The organism is Kitasatospora sp. SolWspMP-SS2h (genome assembly GCF_003259315.1).
GTDB classification, from domain to species: Bacteria; Actinomycetota; Actinomycetes; order Streptomycetales; family Streptomycetaceae; genus Kitasatospora; species Kitasatospora fiedleri.
Genome location: NZ_QLLT01000016.1, coordinates 146,145 through 165,340, shown reverse-complemented (window position 1 = coordinate 165,340; position 19,196 = coordinate 146,145). Strand labels below are relative to the sequence as shown.

The 19,196-nt window shown below is 72.5% G+C and carries 14 protein-coding genes, 1 tRNA gene and 2 pseudogenes; 9 read left to right on the top strand and 8 right to left on the bottom strand.

The window, feature by feature from the left end; genetic code table 11:
* Positions 1 to 19: 19 nt before the first annotated feature.
* On the bottom strand, positions 20 to 1,021 hold the full coding sequence (locus K353_RS21190; RefSeq protein ID WP_233533717.1) for a Fic family protein: 1,002 nt from the start codon (positions 1,019 to 1,021) through the stop codon (positions 20 to 22).
* Between the two features lie 197 nt (positions 1,022 to 1,218).
* Positions 1,219 to 1,420 (bottom strand): annotated as a pseudogene (locus K353_RS35875) (hypothetical protein); the annotation flags it as partial.
* Between the two features lie 196 nt (positions 1,421 to 1,616).
* Between K353_RS35875 and K353_RS21185 the strand changes: the two are divergent.
* A pseudogene (locus K353_RS21185) lies at positions 1,617 to 2,764 on the top strand (acyltransferase family protein).
* Positions 2,765 to 2,801: 37 nt separating this feature from the next.
* Here K353_RS21185 and K353_RS21180 read toward each other — a convergent pair.
* A complete protein-coding gene (locus K353_RS21180; protein WP_111555120.1) occupies positions 2,802 to 3,551 on the bottom strand; it encodes a phosphotransferase in 750 nt (249 codons plus the stop codon).
* A gap of 104 nt (positions 3,552 to 3,655) precedes the next feature.
* Here K353_RS21180 and K353_RS21175 point away from each other — a divergent pair, with 104 nt between their 5' ends.
* From K353_RS21175 to K353_RS21165, 3 genes are all read left to right on the top strand, one after another.
* Entirely contained in the window at positions 3,656 to 4,450 is a 795-nt protein-coding gene (locus K353_RS21175; RefSeq protein ID WP_111555119.1) for an aminoglycoside 3'-phosphotransferase, read from the top strand.
* Positions 4,451 to 4,519: 69 nt separating this feature from the next.
* Positions 4,520 to 5,011, top strand: coding sequence for an LURP-one-related/scramblase family protein (locus K353_RS21170; RefSeq protein WP_111555118.1), 492 nt, complete (start codon positions 4,520 to 4,522; stop codon positions 5,009 to 5,011).
* A 94-nt stretch (positions 5,012 to 5,105) separates the two neighbouring features.
* A complete protein-coding gene (locus K353_RS21165; protein ID WP_111555117.1) occupies positions 5,106 to 5,528 on the top strand; it encodes a DUF350 domain-containing protein in 423 nt (140 codons plus the stop codon).
* Between the two features lie 78 nt (positions 5,529 to 5,606).
* On the opposite strand, the gene K353_RS21160 is transcribed toward K353_RS21165, so the two are convergent.
* Positions 5,607 to 6,890, bottom strand: a complete 1,284-nt coding sequence (locus tag K353_RS21160) for an adenylosuccinate synthase (protein WP_111555116.1) — start codon at positions 6,888 to 6,890, stop codon at positions 5,607 to 5,609.
* A 126-nt stretch (positions 6,891 to 7,016) separates the two neighbouring features.
* On the opposite strand from K353_RS21160, the gene K353_RS21155 reads away from it, so the two are divergent.
* From K353_RS21155 to purM, 3 genes are all read left to right on the top strand, one after another.
* Positions 7,017 to 7,862 (top strand): diacylglycerol kinase, encoded by an 846-nt coding sequence (locus tag K353_RS21155; protein ID WP_370447628.1) that lies wholly within the window; start codon positions 7,017 to 7,019, stop codon positions 7,860 to 7,862.
* A gap of 227 nt (positions 7,863 to 8,089) precedes the next feature.
* Complete coding sequence (gene purF / locus K353_RS21150) at positions 8,090 to 9,670, top strand: amidophosphoribosyltransferase (RefSeq protein WP_111555115.1); 1,581 nt, start codon at positions 8,090 to 8,092, stop codon at positions 9,668 to 9,670.
* A 94-nt stretch (positions 9,671 to 9,764) separates the two neighbouring features.
* Positions 9,765 to 10,841 carry a phosphoribosylformylglycinamidine cyclo-ligase gene (purM, locus tag K353_RS21145; RefSeq protein WP_111555114.1) on the top strand — a complete coding sequence of 359 codons (1,077 nt, stop codon included), beginning with the start codon at positions 9,765 to 9,767 and terminating at the stop codon, positions 10,839 to 10,841.
* A 165-nt stretch (positions 10,842 to 11,006) separates the two neighbouring features.
* Here purM and K353_RS21140 read toward each other — a convergent pair whose 3' ends face one another.
* Both K353_RS21140 and K353_RS21135 read right to left on the bottom strand, forming a co-directional pair.
* The gene (locus K353_RS21140) at positions 11,007 to 11,243 is read right to left on the bottom strand and encodes a DUF3073 domain-containing protein (RefSeq protein WP_100837092.1); all 237 of its coding nucleotides are present in this window, start codon (positions 11,241 to 11,243) and stop codon (positions 11,007 to 11,009) included.
* A gap of 371 nt (positions 11,244 to 11,614) precedes the next feature.
* Positions 11,615 to 12,757 (bottom strand): Glu/Leu/Phe/Val dehydrogenase dimerization domain-containing protein, encoded by a 1,143-nt coding sequence (locus K353_RS21135; protein WP_111555113.1) that lies wholly within the window; start codon positions 12,755 to 12,757, stop codon positions 11,615 to 11,617.
* A 162-nt stretch (positions 12,758 to 12,919) separates the two neighbouring features.
* Between K353_RS21135 and K353_RS21130 the strand changes: the two genes are divergently transcribed.
* Positions 12,920 to 13,858 carry a hypothetical protein gene (locus tag K353_RS21130; protein ID WP_111555112.1) on the top strand — a complete coding sequence of 313 codons (939 nt, stop codon included), beginning with the start codon at positions 12,920 to 12,922 and terminating at the stop codon, positions 13,856 to 13,858.
* Between the two features lie 529 nt (positions 13,859 to 14,387).
* Positions 14,388 to 14,594, top strand: a complete 207-nt coding sequence (gene bldC / locus K353_RS21125; RefSeq protein ID WP_030459248.1) for a developmental transcriptional regulator BldC — start codon at positions 14,388 to 14,390, stop codon at positions 14,592 to 14,594.
* A gap of 396 nt (positions 14,595 to 14,990) precedes the next feature.
* On the opposite strand, the gene K353_RS21115 is transcribed toward bldC, so the two are convergent.
* Together K353_RS21115 and hrpA are read right to left on the bottom strand one after the other, a co-directional pair.
* A tRNA-Asp gene (locus K353_RS21115) sits at positions 14,991 to 15,064 on the bottom strand.
* Positions 15,065 to 15,180: 116 nt separating this feature from the next.
* Positions 15,181 to 19,161, bottom strand: a complete 3,981-nt coding sequence (hrpA, locus tag K353_RS21110) for an ATP-dependent RNA helicase HrpA (protein ID WP_111555110.1) — start codon at positions 19,159 to 19,161, stop codon at positions 15,181 to 15,183.
* Positions 19,162 to 19,196: the final 35 nt, after the last annotated feature.

The following is a 19,196-nucleotide window of genomic DNA, read 5'->3' as shown; positions in this document are numbered from 1 at the left end:
AAGCAATCCGCTCCTGCGCTCAGACACCGTCGGACTTGGGCCTGCGCCGGTGCTTGCCGGCCTTGTAGGCGGCTACGGACTTGCGGGACGAGCGCCACACCCCGTCCGGCCCCTGCACGGCGTTGAGCCGACCCCGCTGGGCCGCCTGCCGCAGTGCGGCCAGGGAGTGCTCCGCGTCCACGAGCGCGGCAAGCGGAACCAGCCGCGCGGGGCCGGCCACGTTCGGCACGATGAAGCGGTTGAGGTTGTCCTCCATGGCCCGGGCGATCAGCTCGCCGAGGGCTCCGTAGTCACCCGCGTCCGCGCGGCGCAAGGCGGCCAGGTAAGCCTCCCGCTGCCGTTTGAGGATGATGATCGGCGGATAGCCCAGGCGGACGAGAACCAGGTTCATCACCAGCCGTCCTGTTCGCCCGTTGCCATCGAGGAACGGATGGATGCGCTCGAACCGGTTGTGGATCCCGGCCAGTACTTCCGGGAGCGGCCGGTCCAGTTCCTCACCGCCCTCGATCTGCTTGCCGAAGGCGCAGACCTCGCTGACCCACTGCTCGACGTGAGCGGGAACGAGCGGCCACTTCGGAGGCGTCATCCCCTCCGCGAACGGGTGGATGTCGTGCTCCCGGAAGCTGCCAGGGCCCTCCCTATCGGTGGCTTCCGGATGAGGTGCGACGTTCCAGACCGGCGACATGGTGACGTGGTGGATGTGGCGGACCTCGCCGAGCGTGATCAGCCGTCCGTCGTGCCACGCGTCCGGTTCGAGGGCTTGCCCGTAGACCCAGCGGGCGGCATCCGCGTAGCCCCGGACCTCGTTGTACTCCTTCAGCGGCTTGGCGCCGACAGCCCGGCCCCGGTCGAGTAGCGCCTCGACCTCGCGAAGGACGAGGGTGTTGCCTTCGAGCGCAGTCGAGTGGTGCGCTTCCTGGTGCCAGATGTCGTCCCAGACCTCCTGGGCCTCCTGGGGGCTGGGCAGCCCGCCGAAGCGTTCGTTCAGCTCGGCCAGGGCCCCGCTCAGCCGCTGGTACACCGTGCTGCGGCTGGGCCTGCCCCTGCCTGCCACGAACTTCCTCCTCTGGAGTTGATACGTGCCGACGACGGCTAATTGAACTTATCAACTCCGAGCGGGGGACTCTGCCCGGTCGCCCCGGTGTCACCCCGAGGGGCGATCCTTCCGCCTGCGCACTTCGGCCGGCAGCGACAGTTGCCACGGACCGATCCCTAGTAGCAGAGAGTCCAGAAGCCCACGATCGCGAACTTGCCGCGGAAGTCGGCCGGCGACAGGTCCTTGCCGCCGGTGTTCAGCCGTCCGCCCCTGCCCACCAGCTCGGGCGAGGGCGCCGGCGGCCGGTAAAGGCTTCGGAAAACTGTCGTCAGGATCCGGTGTCAGGAGACGTGGACCACGGCGGTCCGGTCGGTGGCGGGTCATCCTGCGGGGGAGGGTCGTGCGGGGCACGACCGGTGGGCTGCGCGTTGACCGGCGCCGGAGTTCCACTCCTGGCAGCGTCCCGGAAGGATGACCGGTGGAACTTCTCCTGCGTCGCCCGGGCGGCGACCCGCCCCGGGAACCGCGATCCCGGGGCCGGCTGGCGGCCCTGGACGGACTGCGGCTGGTCGCCGCGCTGATGGTGCTCTTCCACCACTACGTGGGCTACGGCGGGGGCACGAAGCCGGCGGAGAGCGCCTGGGAGCGGCCGGCGGTGGAGGTGTTCCACGGCTACGCGGAACTCGGCGCGTACACCTGGACCGGGGTGTGCCTGTTCTTCGTCATCAGCGGCTTCGTGATCTGCATGAGCTCCTGGGGCGCGGCCTCGGGGACTTCGTCCGCTCCCGGGTGGTCCGGCTGTACCCGGCCTACTGGTTCGCGGTGCTCACGACCACGGCGTTCCTGGCGCTGTGGCCGACCCGGCGCAAGCCGCTGACCGTGGACGCGGTGCTGGCCAACCTGACCATGTTCCACCTCGGGCTGAACCTGGACAGCGTGGACGCGGTCTACTGGACGCTGTGGGTGGAGATGCGCTTCTACCTGCTGTTCGCCCCGCTGGTGTGGCGCGGGCTGACGTACCGCAGGGTCGTCGTCTTCTGCGTGCTGTGGACCGCGGCCTCGGCGTGGTCGACCCCCCTCGTCGACTCCCTCGGCATGTCGGAGTACTCCTCGTTCTTCGTGGCCGGAATGGCGATGTACCTGATGCACAGGTTCGGTCCGAACCTGCTGCTGTGGGGCATCGTCGGGTTCAACTGGGCGCTGTCGGTCGAGAACGGGCTGCGCCACCAGGCGGAGGTGCAGCCCTCGCTGGGCGACGCGCGGGTCGCGCCGCTGGACGCCGCCGGCCTGCGCCTCGAACACTGGCCGGTGGCCCTGCTGGTCACCCTCGCGTACCTGGCGGTGCTGGCGGTCGCGCTCGGGTGGACCGCGCGGATCCAGTGGCGCTGGCTGACCGTCGCCGGAGCGCTCACCTACCCGCTGTACCTGCTGCACGAAGCCATCGGCTGGACGGCGCTGCGCTGGCTGCACCGCAGCGGGATGGGCCCGTGGCCGGCGGTCGGGACGGTCACCGCGGCGATGCTGGTGGTCGCCTGGCTGGTGCACCGGCTGGTCGAGAGGCCGCTCGCGCCGGTGCTGCGCCGCGGCCTGGACCGGGCCCTGGAACAGGTGCGGGCCGCCGACCCGCCCGGGCGCCGTTCCCCGGCCGACCCGGCGGGAGCCGCGGCGCCGGTCCCGGTGGAGCCGGAGTCCCGGGCCCCGCTCCCGCAGGAGCGCTCCCCGGTCTGACCGTCCGGCCGCCGGTCAGGCGCCGGTCAGGCGCCGGTCAGGCGTCGGCCGCCGCCTTCGCCGCGCAGGCGCGGACCAGGGCGACGGCCGCGTCCAGCCGTCCGTGGTCCGCGGCGTCGAGCACCGGGTCGGCGGCGCGGCGGGCGCGGGCGGCGGTGAGGTGGTGGTCGGCGAGCGGGGGGAGGCCGCGCAGGAGGGGGACGAGGACGGCGGGGGCGGCGGCGGTGTGCGCGGGCATGCCGAGCAGGGCCTGGGCGAGGACGACGGCGCTCATCGCGGTGTCCAGGCCGGGGTCGCCCTCGGTGGCGGTGGCCCAGTCGATGACGACCGGTCCGCGCGGGGTGAGCAGGACGTTCTCGGGGTGCAGGTCGAGGTGGAGCACCCGGTCGCCGGGGCGGGCGGCGGTGCGGGGCGGGACGGCGTGCAGGCGGCGCAGCAGGTCGGCGAGCATCCGGCCGGCGGCGTCGGGGGCGAGGGCGCCGGTGGTGACGGCCCGCGCCATGGTGGGGCCGTCGAGCCGTTCCATCAGCAGGTCGGTGGACCGCTCGCCGGGCCACGCGGCCGGTACGGGGTAGCCGTGCCGGGCGAGGTGGGCCATCAGGTCGGCCTCGCCCCGCGCGTCGGCCCACGCGTCGGCCCCGGCGCGGTAGCGGCGCAGCACCCGCCCGTCGGGCAGCGCGAAGACGTCTGCGGTGCGGCCGGTGCCGAGCAGCTCGCCCGGTGCGCCCGGTGCGCCCGGTGCGCCCGCTGCGCCCGCTCCGACGGGTCCGCCGGTCGTTTCGGACACGTGGTTCCCCCGTTCCTCGTGCCGGTAGGTACGTCCGGCGCCCCGCGCCGGTTCCCGGCCGGAACCCGGGTGACGCCGCGCCGCCCGCGCGCGACAATGGCCGGATGATCGCCTACGTACCCGGGGACGACGTCGAAGTACCGCCCGCCGTGGCCGAGTTGGCGGCCGGTGAACCGGTCGTCGCGGTGTGGCGCAACGAGCTGCACGGCCTGACGTTCCGGCTCGGCGACGGGCCGGGGCGGCGGTTCGTGAAGTGGGCGCCGGCCGGCAGCCCGGCGGACCTCGCGGTGGAGGCCGAACGGCTGGGCTGGGCGCGGCGGTTCACCACCGTCCCGGAGGTGCTCGCGCTGGGCGGCGGCGAGGCCGCGGGCGGCCACTGGCTGCTGACGGCGGGGCTGCCGGGGCGGTCGGCCGTGGACGAGGTCTGGAAGCGGGACCCGGCGACGGCCGTCCGGGCGGTCGGCGCGGGCCTGCGGGCCTTCCACGAGGCGCTGCCGGTGGCCGGCTGCCCGTACGACTGGTCCGCGCCGGGCCGGGTGGCCCGCGCCGCCGCGCTGCGCCGCGACCCGGCCGACTGGCACCCGGACCTGCGCCACCACGGCACCGCGGAGCGGGCGCTGGCGGTGCTCGCCGACCCGCCGCCGGTGGACGTCGAGGTGGTCTGCCACGGCGACGCCTGCGCGCCCAACACCCTGGTCGGCGCGGACGGCCGCCCCTCGGGCCACGTCGACCTGGGCGCCCTCGGCACGGCCGACCGCTGGGCGGACCTGGCGGTGGCCACCTGGAGCACGGTGTGGAACTACGGCCCGGGCTGGGAGCGTCCGCTGCTGGAGGCGTACGGCGTCGCGCCGGACGCCGAGCGGCTCGCCTACTACCGCCTGTTGTGGGACCTGGCGTAGCGGCCGGTGGCACCATGTCGGGTGCCGCCCGACGGCGGGTCGGCGGGCACCAGACGAGGAGTCGGGGACATGGGTCGGAAGTTCGTGGTCAAGGAGCGCCTCTTCGCGGTCGGCGACGACTACTGGGTCGAGGACGAGCACGGCGAGAAGGCGTTCCTGGTGGACGGCAAGGTGCTGCGGATGCGCGACACCTTCGAGCTGCGGGACACCGCGGGCAACACGGTCGCCACCATCCGGGAGAAGGTGCTGACCGTCCGCGACGCGATGAAGATCGAGAACGCGGACGGGGACGTGGTGGCGACCGTCCGCAAGAAGCTGTTCACCCCGTTCCACGACAAGTACCAGGTGGAGCTGGAGAACGGCGGCGAGTACGAGGTCCACGGCGACCTGATCGACAAGGAGTACACCGTCAAGGGCGACGGCCACCGGCTCGCCCAGGTCTCCCGCAAGTGGTTCCGGATCCGCGACACCTACGGCGTGGAGATCGAGGACGGCGTCGACGTCCCGCTGATGATCGCCGTCGCGGTCTGCCTGGACCGCCTGGTCGAGCACAACGACTGAGCCTCGGCCCCGTCCGGCCGCCCGCCCCGTGCGCTATGTTGTGCCGGTCCTCGGCACGGGGCCGGCGGCCGGACAGGCAGGAGGGGCGGGACGCATGAACGACATCCTTCACCAGCTGGGATACGCGTCCGCGTACGGTGCGGTCGGGCTGGTCCTGCTGCTGCTCGGCGTGCTGCTGGTCGACCTGCTGACGCCCGGCGAGCTGCGCCGGCAGATCTGGATCGAGCGCAACCGGAACGCCGCCGTGGTGCTCAGCTCGGCGCTGCTGGCGATCGGCGCGATCGTGTTCACCGCGGTGATGTCGACCTACCAGGAGTTCGCCAAGGGCCTGGCCGCGGCGGCCGTGTTCGGCCTGTTCGGCCTGGTGCTGATGGCCGTCTCGTTCTGGGTGCTGGACCTGGTGACGCCCGGCCGGCTCGGCGAGCTGCTGGTCGACCGCGAGCCGCACCCGGCGGTCTGGGTGACCGCCTCCACCAACCTGGCCGTGGCGGCGGTCGTCTCCGCCGCCATCTACTGACGGCCCGTCCGGCCGCCACCGCGCGCGAGAGGCCCGGCACCCCCGTCCGAACGGGGTGCCGGGCCTCTCGCGCGCGTCCTACAGGAAGGAGTTGATCTGGATGGTCTCGGTCCGGCCGGGGCCGACGCCGATCGCCGAGATCGGGGCGCCGGACATCTCCTCCAGCGCCTTCACGTACGCCTGCGCGTTCTTCGGCAGGTCGGCGAAGGTCTGCGCCTTCGAGATGTCCTCGCTCCAGCCGGGCAGGTTCTCGTAGACCGGCTTCGCGTGGTGGAAGTCCGACTGGTTGTACGGGAGTTCCTCGACCCGCCGGCCGTCGATCTCGTACGCCACGCAGACCGGGATCTGCTCCCAGCCGGTCAGCACGTCCAGCTTGGTGAGGAAGAAGTCGGTCAGGCCGTTGACCCGGGTCGCGTAGCGGGCGATCACCGCGTCGAACCAGCCGCAGCGCCGGTCGCGCCCGGTGGTGACGCCGCGCTCGCCGCCGATCCGGCGCAGCGCGTCGCCGTCGGCGTCCAGCAGCTCGGTCGGGAACGGGCCCGAGCCGACGCGGGTGGTGTACGCCTTCAGGATGCCGATGACCCGGTCAATCTTGGTCGGGCCGATGCCGGAGCCGGTGCACGCGCCGCCCGAGGTCGGGTTCGACGAGGTGACGAACGGGTACGTGCCGTGGTCCACGTCCAGCAGGGTGCCCTGGCCGCCCTCCAGCAGGACGACCTTGCCGGCCTTCAGCGCCTCGTCCAGGACGAGGGTGGTGTCGGCCAGGTACGGCTTGATCCTGTCGGCGTAGCCCAGGTACTCCTCGAGCACCAGCTCGGCCGGGATCGCGCGCCGGTTGTAGAGCTTGACCAGCAGCTGGTTCTTGTCGTGCAGCGCCGCCTCGATCTTCTGGCGCAGGATCGACTCGTCGAACAGGTCCTGGACCCGGATGCCGACCCGGTTGATCTTGTCGGCGTAGGCCGGGCCGATGCCGCGGCCGGTGGTGCCGATCCGGCGCTTGCCGAGGAAGCGCTCGGTGACCTTGTCCAGCGTCCGGTGGTACGGGGTGATCAGGTGGGCGTTGCCCGAGATCAGCAGCTTCGAGGTGTCGATGCCGCGCTCGTCCAGGCCCTTGAGCTCGGAGAGCAGCACGCCCGGGTCGATCACCACGCCGTTGCCGATCACCGGCACCACGTTCGGGCTGAGGATGCCGGAGGGCAGCAGGTGCAGGGCGTACTTCTGGTCGCCGATGACCACCGTGTGTCCGGCGTTGTTGCCGCCCTGGTAGCGGACGACGTAGTCGACGGAGCCGCCGAGGAGGTCGGTGGCCTTCCCCTTGCCCTCGTCTCCCCACTGGGCGCCAACGAGCACGAGTGCCGGCACAGGCGTACACCCCTTCCGGTTGGGGCATCCTGCGTAGACCGCAGTCTGGCCCGAGATGGACGAAGCCCCTGGCGCAATGGCGCAAGGGGCTGTTGCACCGAGAGATTACCTGAGGAAGGACCGGTCGTGTCGTCGCTGTCCACGCCCGTATCCCGCCCCCCGGGGGGCGCCGAGCGCCCCGGGCCGCTGCTGGTGCTGCTCGATCCGTCGGCCCGGGAGGCCGACGGCGAATCGGTGCGGATCGCCAAGGACGTGCTGTGCGGCGGCGCCGACGTCAAGGTCGCGCTGCCCGAGAGCCCGTCCGAGCTGGACCGGGTGCTCGCCCACCGGGGCCGGCGCCGGGCCGTGGTGATCGGCTCCGACCAGGCGCTCCAGCGGGTGCTCCAGGCCCTGCACCGGCAGCGGGAGTTGGACGCCGACCCGGTCGGGCTGGTCCCGGTCGGCGGCCCGGTGGCCACCGCCACCGCCCGGCTGCTCGGGGTGCCCGCCGAGCCGGTGGCGGCGGCCCGCGCGGTGCTGGCCGGCACCGCCCGCCGGCTGGACCTGCTGCTCGACGACGGCGGCGGCGTGGTGCTCGCCGAGGTGCGCTTCACCGGCCCGGGCCGCCCGGGCCGCGGGGGCCCGCACGGCCGACGGGCGGGGGAGGGCGGCTGGCGTTCGCTATGGGCGAAATTGGCTGCGACCGAGCAGGCGAGCCCCACCGGCCCGGAGGAACTGCGCATCGAGGCCGACGGCCGACTGCTGGCCGACGTGCACCAGCGGGTGCGCCACCTGCGGGTGGCCGTGGTCGACGGCGCCATGGAACTCGCCCTGGACCTCGACGGCAGCCCGCTGCGCCACCGGACCGACCGGCTCACCGTCGCCGGGCGCGGCTTCGGCTACGAGGCGGACGGCTGCCCGGTCGGCCCGGTCCGCCACCGCACCTGGACGGTCCGCCCGGCCTCCTGGCGGCTGCTGCTGCCCGCCGCCTGAGCGCCCGCCCCCGCCGCCGACCGACCCTCCGCGGCCCCCCGCCCGCCCCGCGATCACCCAGCGTGAGCAGGCTCACGTTCGGCCGCCCGTCCACTGTGCGAAAGCCTGATGACAAGGGCGTGAAGGCGGCCACCCGCTGTGCGGAAAGCTGGTAAGAGGCGGTATCTACGCGCGTACCAGGAGGCTGCCATCAGGCCGTTCGCCCGGGCTGCCCTAGACTCGGAGACGTGCCACGTGGTGACGGACGACTCAATCACGACCTGCTCCCCGGCGAGAAGGGCCCCCAGGACGCTTGCGGCGTCTTCGGGGTCTGGGCCCCCGGCGAGGAAGTCGCGAAGCTCACGTACTTCGGCCTCTATGCCCTGCAGCACCGCGGACAGGAATCCGCGGGCATCGCAGTGAGCAACGGCTCCCAGATTCTCGTCTTCAAGGACATGGGACTCGTCTCCCAGGTCTTCGACGAGACCTCCCTGGGGTCGCTGCACGGGCACATCGCCGTCGGACATGCCCGCTACTCGACCACCGGGTCCTCGGTCTGGGAGAACGCCCAGCCGACCTTCCGCGCGACCGTCCACGGCTCGCTGGCCCTCGGCCACAACGGAAACCTGGTCAACACCGCCGAACTCGCGGCGATGGTCGCCGGACTGCCGGGCGAGGAGCACGTCTCCCGCTCCGGCCGGACCGCGGCCACCAACGACACCGACCTGCTGACCGCCCTGCTGGCCGGCCACCCGGACCTCACCATCGAGGAGACGGCCCGCAAGGTCCTCCCCGGGGTGAAGGGCGCCTTCTCGCTGGTCTTCATGGACGAGCACACCCTCTACGCCGCCCGCGACCCGCAGGGCATCCGCCCGCTGGTGCTCGGCCGGATCGAGCGCGGCTGGGTGGTCGCCTCCGAGACCTCCGCCCTCGACATCGTCGGCGCCAGCTTCATCCGCGAGGTGGAGCCCGGCGAGCTGATCGCCATCGACGAGAACGGCATGCGCACCTCGCGCTTCGCCGAGGCCAAGCCCAAGGGCTGCGTCTTCGAGTACGTCTACCTGGCCCGCCCGGACACCACCATCGCCGGCCGCAACGTGCACCTCTCCCGGGTGGAGATGGGCCGCAAGCTGGCCGCCGAGGCCCCGGTCGAGGCCGACCTGGTGATAGCCACGCCCGAGTCCGGCACCCCCGCCGCGATCGGGTACGCGGAGGCCAGCGGCATCCCGTTCGGCTCCGGCCTGGTGAAGAACGCCTACGTGGGCCGCACCTTCATCCAGCCCAACCAGACCATCCGCCAGCTCGGCATCCGGCTCAAGCTCAACCCGCTCAAGGAAGTCATCCGGGGCAAGCGCCTGGTGGTCGTGGACGACTCGATCGTCCGCGGCAACACCCAGCGCGCGCTGGTGCGGATGCTGCGCGAGGCCGGCGCCGCCGAGGTTCACATCCGGATCTCCTCCCCGCCGGTGAAGTGGCCGTGCTTCTTCGGCATCGACTTCGCCACCCGCGCCGAGCTGATCGCCAACGGCCTCTCGGTCGAGGAGATCGGCCGCTCGCTGGGCGCCGACTCGCTGGCCTACATCTCGATCGACGGGATGATCGAGGCCACCAAGCAGCCCAAGGACCAGCTCTGCCGGGCCTGCTTCGACGGCGAGTACCCGATGGAGCTGCCCGACCCGGCGCTGCTCGGCAAGCTGCTGCTGGAGGCGGAGATCGCCGGCGGCCAGGCCAAGCAGCCCGTCCGCGGCGGCAAGCAGACCAGCGACCTCGACGGCGTGCAGTCGCTGCTGGGCGGCGCCGGCGCGGCGGACGCGCTGCGCCGCCCGTAACCGCGCGCACCGCCCCCGGCGCCGGACGCCGGGGGCACCCCGTCCCGGCCCCGGCCGGGGAGGCAGCACCACCACTTCGAAAGGGCCACACCAGGTGACCAGCAACGAGACCGGGGCGACCTACGCCGCCGCGGGTGTCGACATCGAGGCCGGCGACCGTGCCGTCGAGCTGATGAAGCAGTGGGTGAGGAAGAGCAACCGGCCCGAGGTGGTCGGCGGGCTCGGCGGCTTCGCCGGACTGTTCGACGCCTCCGCCTTCAAGCGCTACGAGCGCCCGCTGCTGGCCACCGCCACCGACGGCGTCGGCACCAAGGTCGCCGTCGCTCAGGCCATGGACAAGCACGACACCATCGGCCACGACCTGGTCGCCATGGTCGTCGACGACCTGGTGGTGTGCGGCGCCGAACCGCTGTTCATGACCGACTACATCTGCGTCGGCAAGGTCGTCCCGGAGCGGGTCGCCGCGATCGTCAAGGGCATCGCCGAGGGCTGCACGCTGGCCGGCTGCGCGCTGGTCGGCGGCGAGACCGCCGAGCACCCGGGCCTGCTCGGCCCGGACGAGTACGACGTCGCGGGCGCCGGCACCGGCGTGGTCGAGGCCGACGCGCTGCTCGGCCCGGACCGGGTCCGGGCGGGCGACGTGGTGATCGCGATGGCCGCCTCCGGCCTGCACTCCAACGGCTACTCGCTGGTGCGGCACGTGCTGCTGGAGCGGGCCGGCTGGTCGCTGGACCGCCGGGTCGAGGAGTTCGGCCGGACCCTGGGCGAGGAACTGCTGGAGCCGACGCGGATCTACTCGCTGGACTGCCTGGCGCTGACCCGGGCCACCGAGGTCCACGCCTTCTCGCACGTCACCGGCGGCGGCCTGGCCGCCAACCTGGCCCGGGTCATCCCGGACGGCCTGCACGCCCGCCTCGACCGCGGCACCTGGTCGCCGCTGCCGGTGTTCCGCACCGTCGCCAAGGTCGGCGCGATGCAGACCCTGGAGATCGAGAAGACCCTGAACATGGGCGTCGGCATGGTCGCCGTCGTCCCGCCGGAGTCGGTCGACGCGGTCCTCGCCGTCCTGGAGGACCGCGACGTGGAGGCCTGGCTGCTGGGCGACGTGGTCGAGCGCACCGACGAGCACGACGGCGGCGCCGCGCTGTACAACTCCTACGAGTCGTTCTGACCCGAGGCACGGTGAGGGGCCCCGCCGCACGCCGCGGTGGGGCCCCTTCGCACGCCCTGCCCGCCCCGCGCCGCGGCGCCCTGCCGCCTCGGTGCGCCGCGGCGGGACGCCGAAAACCGGCCCGGCGCTCACGGGGAGCGCTCGGACCGGCCGGGTCGGAGGGCGTTACGCGCGACGACGAGCCGGAGGGGTGTCCTCTTCCTCGTCGTCGTGGTTGTACTTGTCCGCGTACGCCGCGTAGGGGTCGTCCTCGTCGTCGTCCTCGATCGGCTCAGGCTCGATCGCGGTCGACGGAGATACACCCAGCTCATTCGACAGACGGTTTGCGTCGAACCCGCCGCTGTTGTACTTCAGCTCGCGGGCGACCTTCGTCTGCTTGGCCTTGGCCCGGCCGCGCCCCATGGGTCGACCCCCTCAACGGTGGGGCTCACGGCCCCGAGTCTGACACGTGTTGATGATCAGGTCCGGCCCGCCCGAAGTGGGAGACCGTCCCTTGGAGCATTAACGGTACCTGTTTCCGCCGCCGGACGGTACGTCGCCGGTGTGACGTGGCGCGCACCCGAACTCCCCCGAACCAGGTCCGCCCAGGTCAGAGGGGAATTACGGGGCTTTCGCAGGCTGTCCGACCCAGGGCCGGTCCCGTCGTTCCTGCAGAGATTATCCCCCGAAGGGGGCGCGGTATCGCCCGATCGGGGGACGGACTGAGAATCCGGTTCCACATCGTGATGCGCGGGGCCGGGCGGCGCCGGCCCCGCGCGCACGGGCGGTCCGGGTCAGCCCCGGCGGGCCTTCGGGAGCAGCACCGAGCGCAGCGCGCTGATCTCCCGCATCCGCTTCTCGGCGAGCCGGTCGGCGGCCACCGCGGGCGGGACGCCGTCGGCGGCGGCCCGGGTGAAGATCTCCAGGGCGGTGTCGAAGATCCCCGTCGCCTTGGTCTTGGCCCGGTCGAAGTTGAAGCCCTCGATCTCGTCGGCGACCTGGATCACGCCGCCGGAGTTCACCAGGTAGTCGGGCGCGTACAGGATGCCGCGGTCGGCGAGGTCCTTCTCGACGCCCGGGTGGGAGAGCTGGTTGTTGGCCGCGCCGCAGACGACCGCGGTGCCGGCCGCGCCCAGCGCGGCGACGGTGTCGTCGGTGAGCGCGCCGCCGAGCGCGCAGGGGGCGTAGACGTCCAGCGCGGAGGCCAGCAGGGCGCCGGCGTCGGCCACCACCTCGACCTCCGGGTGGGTGGCCCGGACCCGGTTCACGGCGGCCTCGGAGACGTCGGTGACGACCACGGTGGCGCCGTCCGCGACCAGGTGGCCCACCAGGTGGTGGCCGACCTTGCCGACGCCGGCCACGCCGACCCGCTTGCCGCGCAGGGTGGGCCGGCCCCAGCGGGCCCGGGCCGAGGCGCGCATGCCCTGGAAGACGCCGAAGGCGGTCAGGATCGAGGAGTCGCCGGCGCCGCCGTGCTCGGGCGAGCGGCCGGTGACGAACTCGGTCTCCCGGGCCACCACGTCCATGTCCCGCACGTAGGTGCCCACGTCGCAGGCGGTGATGTAGCGGCCGCGCAGGGACTGCACGAAGCGCCCGTAGGCGCGCAGCAGCGCCTCGTTCTTGACCTTCTCGGGATCACCGATGATCACGGCCTTGCCGCCGCCGAGGTCGAGCCCGGCGAGGGCGTTCTTGTAGCTCATCCCGCGGGAGAGGTTCAGCGCGTCCTGGAGCGCCTCCTCCTCGGTGCCGTACGGGAAGAAGCGGGTGCCGCCCAGGGCCGGGCCGAGGGCGGTGGAGTGGATGGCGATGATCGCCTTGAGGCCGGAGGAGCGGTCGTGGCAGAGCACGACCTGCTCGTGCCCCTCGCCGTCCCGGTCGGTGCCGAAGACCCGGCTCAGCACGCCTGGTGCGGTGTGCGTGGTGTGTACGTCGGTCACGGTGGTGACTCCAGTAAGGATGGCCCGCGGCGGTGGTGCGGGCGTCTGAGTGGAAGCCTAGTCTCGGGAACACCTTCGAATCCGCCCTTCGGGGGCCCCCGGAGGACAACGACCGAAGCCGTCCCCGCGACACCCTGACGGTTCCCGCGGGCGCGTGCGACGATGCCGGGCGTGACCGTCTGGCGCACGACCGTGCTTCCTCCGTACACCGCGCAGCTGCGGGTCTACGAGCCGCTGGCCGCCTTCCCCGAGCCCGACCGCGCCCGCTGGCAGGCGTACGCCGCCGAGCACGGCCCCGACGCCGAGGGGCCGGGGCGGCCGGTGACCGCGGCGGCGCTGGCCGAGCAGCGGGCCGCGCTGGCGGGCCTGGCGGCCCTGACGCCCCGTCCGCTGCCCGCCCGGGAGGACGGGCGGGCCTTCGTGCGGGCGCTGGACGGGGTGGTCTACGTCTGCCCCTGGACGACCCGGCTGCGCAGCTGGCTGGCGCTCCAGGAGCTGCAGCGGACGCTGCCCGCGCACCTGGTGGACACCGTGCTGCCGCCGGCCCTGCGGACGGCCGCGGAGGCGGACCGGGCGCGGTGGCAGCAGGAGCACCCCGACGCCCGGCCGTGGATCGCCTCCAGCCGCTGGGAGGTGCCGCTGCGCTGGTTCCTGCCGTTCGGCGAGGAGGACCGCCGGCACGTGCCGGCGGGGGAGTACGGCTCGTCGGGGGAGGGCGAGCGGCCGGAGCCGGCCGCGCTGTTCTACCTGACGCCGATGGTGCAGGCCCGCCGCCGGGTGGCCCGGGCCTACCGGCTGCTGCGGAAGGGGGCGTCCCCGGCCGAAGGCCGGGGGCGGGCGCCGGGCGGGCCGCTGGCGGACGGCGCGGAGGAGGTCGGGCGCTGGCTGGAGGAGTTCCACCCGCGCTCGCTGGTCGAGCTGGACTACGGCGGCCTGGCCCGGCTGCTGGGTCCGCGGGCGCTGGCCGAGGAGCGTTCGGTGGGCGAACTGGCGGACGGGCTGGGCGCCCTGCGGGCCGGGGACACCGCGGCGGCGCTGCGGGCCTACGAGGAGCTGACGGCGCGCTGGCGGCGGGTGCTGGCGCTGCGGCAGGCGTCCTGAGCGGGTCCGGGCGGGTTCGGGCGGGTCCGGGTGGCGCGGGGACGGTGTGGGCGCGGGGCGGACGGGGGAGGTGACGGGGCGTCAGAAAATTGCCTCTGGCCGAACTCCGGCGTCCAAGGGAGGATGGTCCATACCATTGGCGCGGTTACCGGGACCATGGTCCCGGATCGGGTCAATCCCCACGGAACGTGATACTACTCACCGTTGACGCGAACTCAGACCTATATGCCAAAATGGGACAACCAGCCCAAGCTCACTCAGGCGTGCCGCACCGTGACCGGACGTCACCGCTGCGTGACTGTCCGCTATGGGGTGGTCCGGGGCCTTCCGTCGCTCTTGAACCCGTGAGGGGTCAATTTTGGCGGTTTGGCCGATGGGGCTGGACGGATGGTGTAGTTGTAGACACCAGGACAAGCCGTTCGTCCTATAACCGACTCGGCCCGTCCGTGCCATTTCGGGCATCGGGGGCCAAGGTGCAGAATTTGAAGGATAGAACCGCCCTGGTTCGGTTCTCCCGAGGAGGCCGCTCATGACCGCTCGTACCCCTGACGCCGAGCCCCTGCTGACGCCGGCAGAGGTCGCCACGATGTTTCGTGTGGACCCGAAGACCGTGACCCGCTGGGCCAAGGCAGGCAAGCTCACGTCGATCCGGACTCTCGGCGGCCACCGCCGCTACCGCGAGGCGGAGGTGCGTGCCCTGCTGGCCGGTATTCCGGCCCAGCGCACCGAGGTCTGATCCCCCCGTTCGTACCGGCAGCCCCCCGACTCCGCCGGGTCGGGGCGCGACCGACAGCTTGAGGGCCGCCGCCTTCCGACTCCGCCGGGTCGGAAGGGGCGGCCCTCCGGCGTGTCCGGGGCCGGTCCGTGGGGCGGGCGGGGGAGGGGGTGCGGGTGCTCCGGAAGGGGTGCCGGGCGGAATCCGGCATTCCCTTTCGGATGATCATCGCAGGGGGGGCGTAGCCCGGAAAGGCAGTGCAATTTTATATATTAAATCAGGGCGCTTTGTGGAGATGCTCCCGAAGTGGCATCTCAAAAGCCGTTCAGTGACGGTCGTCACAGTCGTGCGCCTTGCGCCGGGCTCCGGAAACGCGATAAGGCCCGGAACCATACGGTTCCGGGCCTTACGCTACTGCGATCCCGACGGGACTTGAACCCGCGACCTCCACCTTGACAGGGTGGCGAGCTAACCAACTGCTCCACGGGACCAGTGTTCTGATCCTTGCCCGCCTGCTCTCGCCTGCGAACAAGACAGACTGTACTGCATGGCGACCCCCCAGGTCGAACCGGCTCCGAGGGCCCCCGGAGCCGGCTCCCGACCCGCCTCAGAGGGTCGCCGCGGCGGCCTCCATCGCCTTGAGGATGCGCTTCTCCGACACCGGGCTCGGCGTGCCCAACCCCTGGGCGAAGAAGCTCACCCGCAGCTCCTCGATCATCCAGCGCACCGCCCTGATCTCCGGCGACGGCTCCCGGCCCGCCGGCACCTGCGCCAGCAGCTCCCCGTACGCCTGCTGCACCGCCTGGACCTTCACCAGGTTCTGCAGGTCCCGCTGCGGGTGGTTGGGCAGCGCCTCCAGGCGGCGGTCCACCGCCAGCAGGTAGCGCTTCAGGTCGCCCAGCCGCTGCCAGCCGGTGTCGGCCACGAAGCCCGGGTGCACCAGCGAGGCCAGGTGCAGCCGGACGTCGTTCACCGCGGACAGCAGCACCGGGCTGGAGACCGACTTCAGCCGGGTCGACGCCTTGTGGAAGGCGATCAGCGCCGACGCCGTCTTCAGCGTGGTGTCCGCCGACAGCTCGTACAGGTCCGCCCGGACCTTGTCGTACAGCGCCCCGAACGCCTCCGCCTCCCAGACCACCCCGCCGTTGAGCTCCATCAGGCGGTCGGTCGCCGCCGCCACGACGTCCTCGAACAGGGCCGGGACCGACCCGTGCGGGTTGTACGACAGGGCGAGCTTGGCCTGGTTGCCCAGCCGGCCCTGGATCGACTTGGCCGGGGAGTTCACCCGGAGCATCAGCAGCCGGCGGGTGCCCGCCCACATCGCCCGCTGCTGGGCCTCCGGGGTGTCGAACAGCTTGATGCCCACCGAGGCGCCCTCGTCCACCAGCGCCGGGTAGGCGCGCAGCGAGTGGCCCCGGGAACGCTGCTCGAAGGTGCGCTGGAGGACCGGCAGGTCATCCGGCCAGGCGGTCAGGCCGGTGCGCTCGATGCCCCGGCCGGAGGCGGCGCTGGAGAGCGTCGCGGACAGCTTCGGCCGGAGCGCGAGCCGCAGCTCCTCCAGGTCCTTGGACTCGGCGAGCTTCCGCTTGCCGTCCACCACCCGGAAGGTCACCTTCAGGTGGTCCGGGACGCGCTCCTCGTCCCACGCCTCCGGCGGGACCGGCAGGCCCGACATCCGGTGCAGCACCCGCTCCAGCGTCGGCAGCAACGGCTCCTGCCGGTCGGTCAGTTCGCGCATCGCGGCCCGGGCGTAGTCCGGGGCCGGGACGAAGTTGCGGCGCACCGCCTTCGGCAGCGAGCGGATCCAGGCCGTCACCAGCTCGGCGCGCAGGCCCGGGATCTGCCAGTCGAAGCCCTCCGACACCACCTGGTTGAGCACCGCCAGCGGGATGTGCACCGTCACGCCGTCCGCGTCGCTGCCCGGCTCGAACTGGTACGTCAGCGGGAGGCGCAGCTTGCCCTGCTGCCAGAAGTCCGGGTAGTCGGCCTCGGTGACGCCGTCCGCCGAGTCGTTGATCAGCATCGACTTCTCGAAGTTGAGCAGGTCGGGCTGCTCGCGGCGGGCCTTCTTCCACCAGGCGTCGAAGTGCCGCCCGGAGACCACGTCCTCGGGCAGCCGGGCGTCGTAGAAGTCGAACAGGGTCTGGTCGTCCACCAGGATGTCCCGGCGGCGGGCCCGGTTCTCCAGCTCCTCGACCTCGTCGAGCAGCTTGCGGTTCTCCGCGAAGAACCGGTGGTGGGTCTCCCAGTCGCCCTCCACCAGCGCCGAGCGGATGAACAGCTCCCGGCACAGCTGGGGGTCGATCCGGCCGTAGTTGACCTTCCGCTGGGCGACGACCGGCAGGCCGTACAGCGTGACCTTCTCGTACGCCAGCACCGCGCCGGCCTTCTTCTCCCAGTGCGGCTCGCTGTAGCTGCGCTTGATCAGGTGCGCCGCCAGCGGCTCCACCCACTCCGGCTCGATCTTCGCGTTGATCCGCGCCCACAGCCGGGAGGTCTCCACCAGCTCGGCCGACATCACCCAGCGCGGCGGCTTCTTGAACAGCCCCGAGCCCGGGAACACCGCGAACCGGGCGCCGCGGGCGCCCGCGTACTCGCGCTTCTCCGCGTCGAACAGGCCCAGGTGGGAGAGCAGGCCCGACAGCAGCGCCTGGTGGATCCGGTCCGCGTCCGGCTCGGCGTCGTCGAGGGGCTCGTCGATGGTCACGCCGAGCTGCTTGGCGATGGTGCGCAGCTGGACGTAGACGTCCTGCCACTCCCGTATCCGCAGGTAGTTGAGGAACTCGGACTTGCACATCCGGCGGAACGCCGAGGAGGACAGCTCCTTCTGCTGCTCCCGCACGTAGCGCCAGATCGACAGGTAGGACAGGAAGTCGGAGGTCTCCGACTGGAAGCGGCGGTGCCGTTCGTCGGCGGCCTGGCGCTTCTCGGCCGGGCGCTCGCGCGGGTCCTGGATGGAGAGCGCGGCGGCGATCACCATCACGTCGCGGACGCAGCCGAGGCGGTCGGCCTCCAGCACCATCCGGGCCATCCGCGGGTCGACCGGGAGCTGGGCGAGCTTGCGGCCCAGCTCGGTCAGCCGCTTGCGGTGGTCCTTCTCCTCCGGGTCGAGGGCGCCCAGCTCGTGCAGCAGGTTGACGCCGTCCTTGATGTTCCGGGAGTCCGGCGGGTCGAGGAACGGGAAGGCGGCGATGTCGCCCAGGCCGGCCGCGGTCATCTGCAGGATCACCGAGGCCAGGTTGGTGCGCAGGATCTCGGCGTCGGTGAACTCGGGGCGGGAGAGGAAGTCCTCCTCCGAGTACAGCCGGATGCAGATGCCGTCCGAGGTGCGGCCGCAGCGGCCCTTGCGCTGGTTGGCGCTGGCCTGGCTGACCGCCTCGATCGGCAGCCGCTGCACCTTGGTGCGGTGGCTGTAGCGGGAGATCCGGGCGGTGCCCGGGTCGATCACGTACTTGATGCCGGGGACGGTCAGCGAGGTCTCGGCGACGTTGGTGGCCAGCACCACCCGGCGCTGCGAGGAGCGCTGGAAGACCCGGTGCTGCTCGGCCGAGGAGAGCCGGGCGTAGAGCGGCAGGACCTCGGTGGACCGGAGTCTCAGCTTGGTCAGCGCGTCGGCGGTGTCGCGGATCTCGCGCTCGCCGGAGAGGAACACCAGGATGTCGCCGGGCCCCTCGGCCTGGAGCTCCTCGACGGCGTCGCAGATGCCCTGGATCTGGTCCCGGTCGCGGTCCCGGTCGTTGTCGTCCGCGTCGTCGGAGTCCGGCTCGTCGTCCTCCACGAGGGGCCGGTAGCGGACCTCGACCGGGTAGGTGCGGCCGGAGACCTCGATGATCGGGGCGCCGTCGAAGTGCGCCGCGAAGCGCTCCGGGTCGATGGTGGCGGAGGTGATGACCACCTTGAGGTCGGGGCGGCGGGGCAGCAGCTGCTTGAGGTAGCCGAGCAGGAAGTCGATGTTCAGGCTGCGCTCGTGCGCCTCGTCGATGATCAGGGTGTCGTACTGGCGCAGGTCCCGGTCGGTCTGGATCTCGGCCAGTAGGATGCCGTCCGTCATCAGCTTCACCAGGGTGTCCTGGCCGGCCTGGTCGGTGAACCGGACCTTCCAGCCGACCGCCCCGCCCAGCGGGGTGTCCAGCTCCTCGGCGACCCGCTCGGCGACCGTGCGGGCGGCGATCCGGCGCGGCTGGGTGTGGCCGATCAGGCCCTGGACGCCGCGGCCCAGCTCCAGGCAGACCTTCGGGATCTGGGTGGTCTTGCCGGAGCCGGTCTCGCCCGCCACGATCACCACCTGGTGGTCGCGGACGGCGGCCAGGATCTCGTCCTTCTTCTGCGCGACCGGCAGCTCCTGCGGGTACCGGATCACCGGCACCGCCGCCCGGCGGGCGGCCACCCGGGACTCGGAGCGGTCGAAGTCGGAGGCCAGCTCGGTCAGCACCTGCTGCCGGCCCTCGGCCGACCTGACCTTGCGGGTGCCCTCCAGGCGGCGGCCGAGGCGCTGCGCGTCGCGCAGCATCACGCCGGGCAGCCGGGCGGCCAGCTCCGCGAACGTGGGGGCGGGCTGCGGGGCTACGGGAGAACTCACTGCGGGCATCCCTCTAGGTTGCAAAAAGTGGGGGCCGGGGCGCA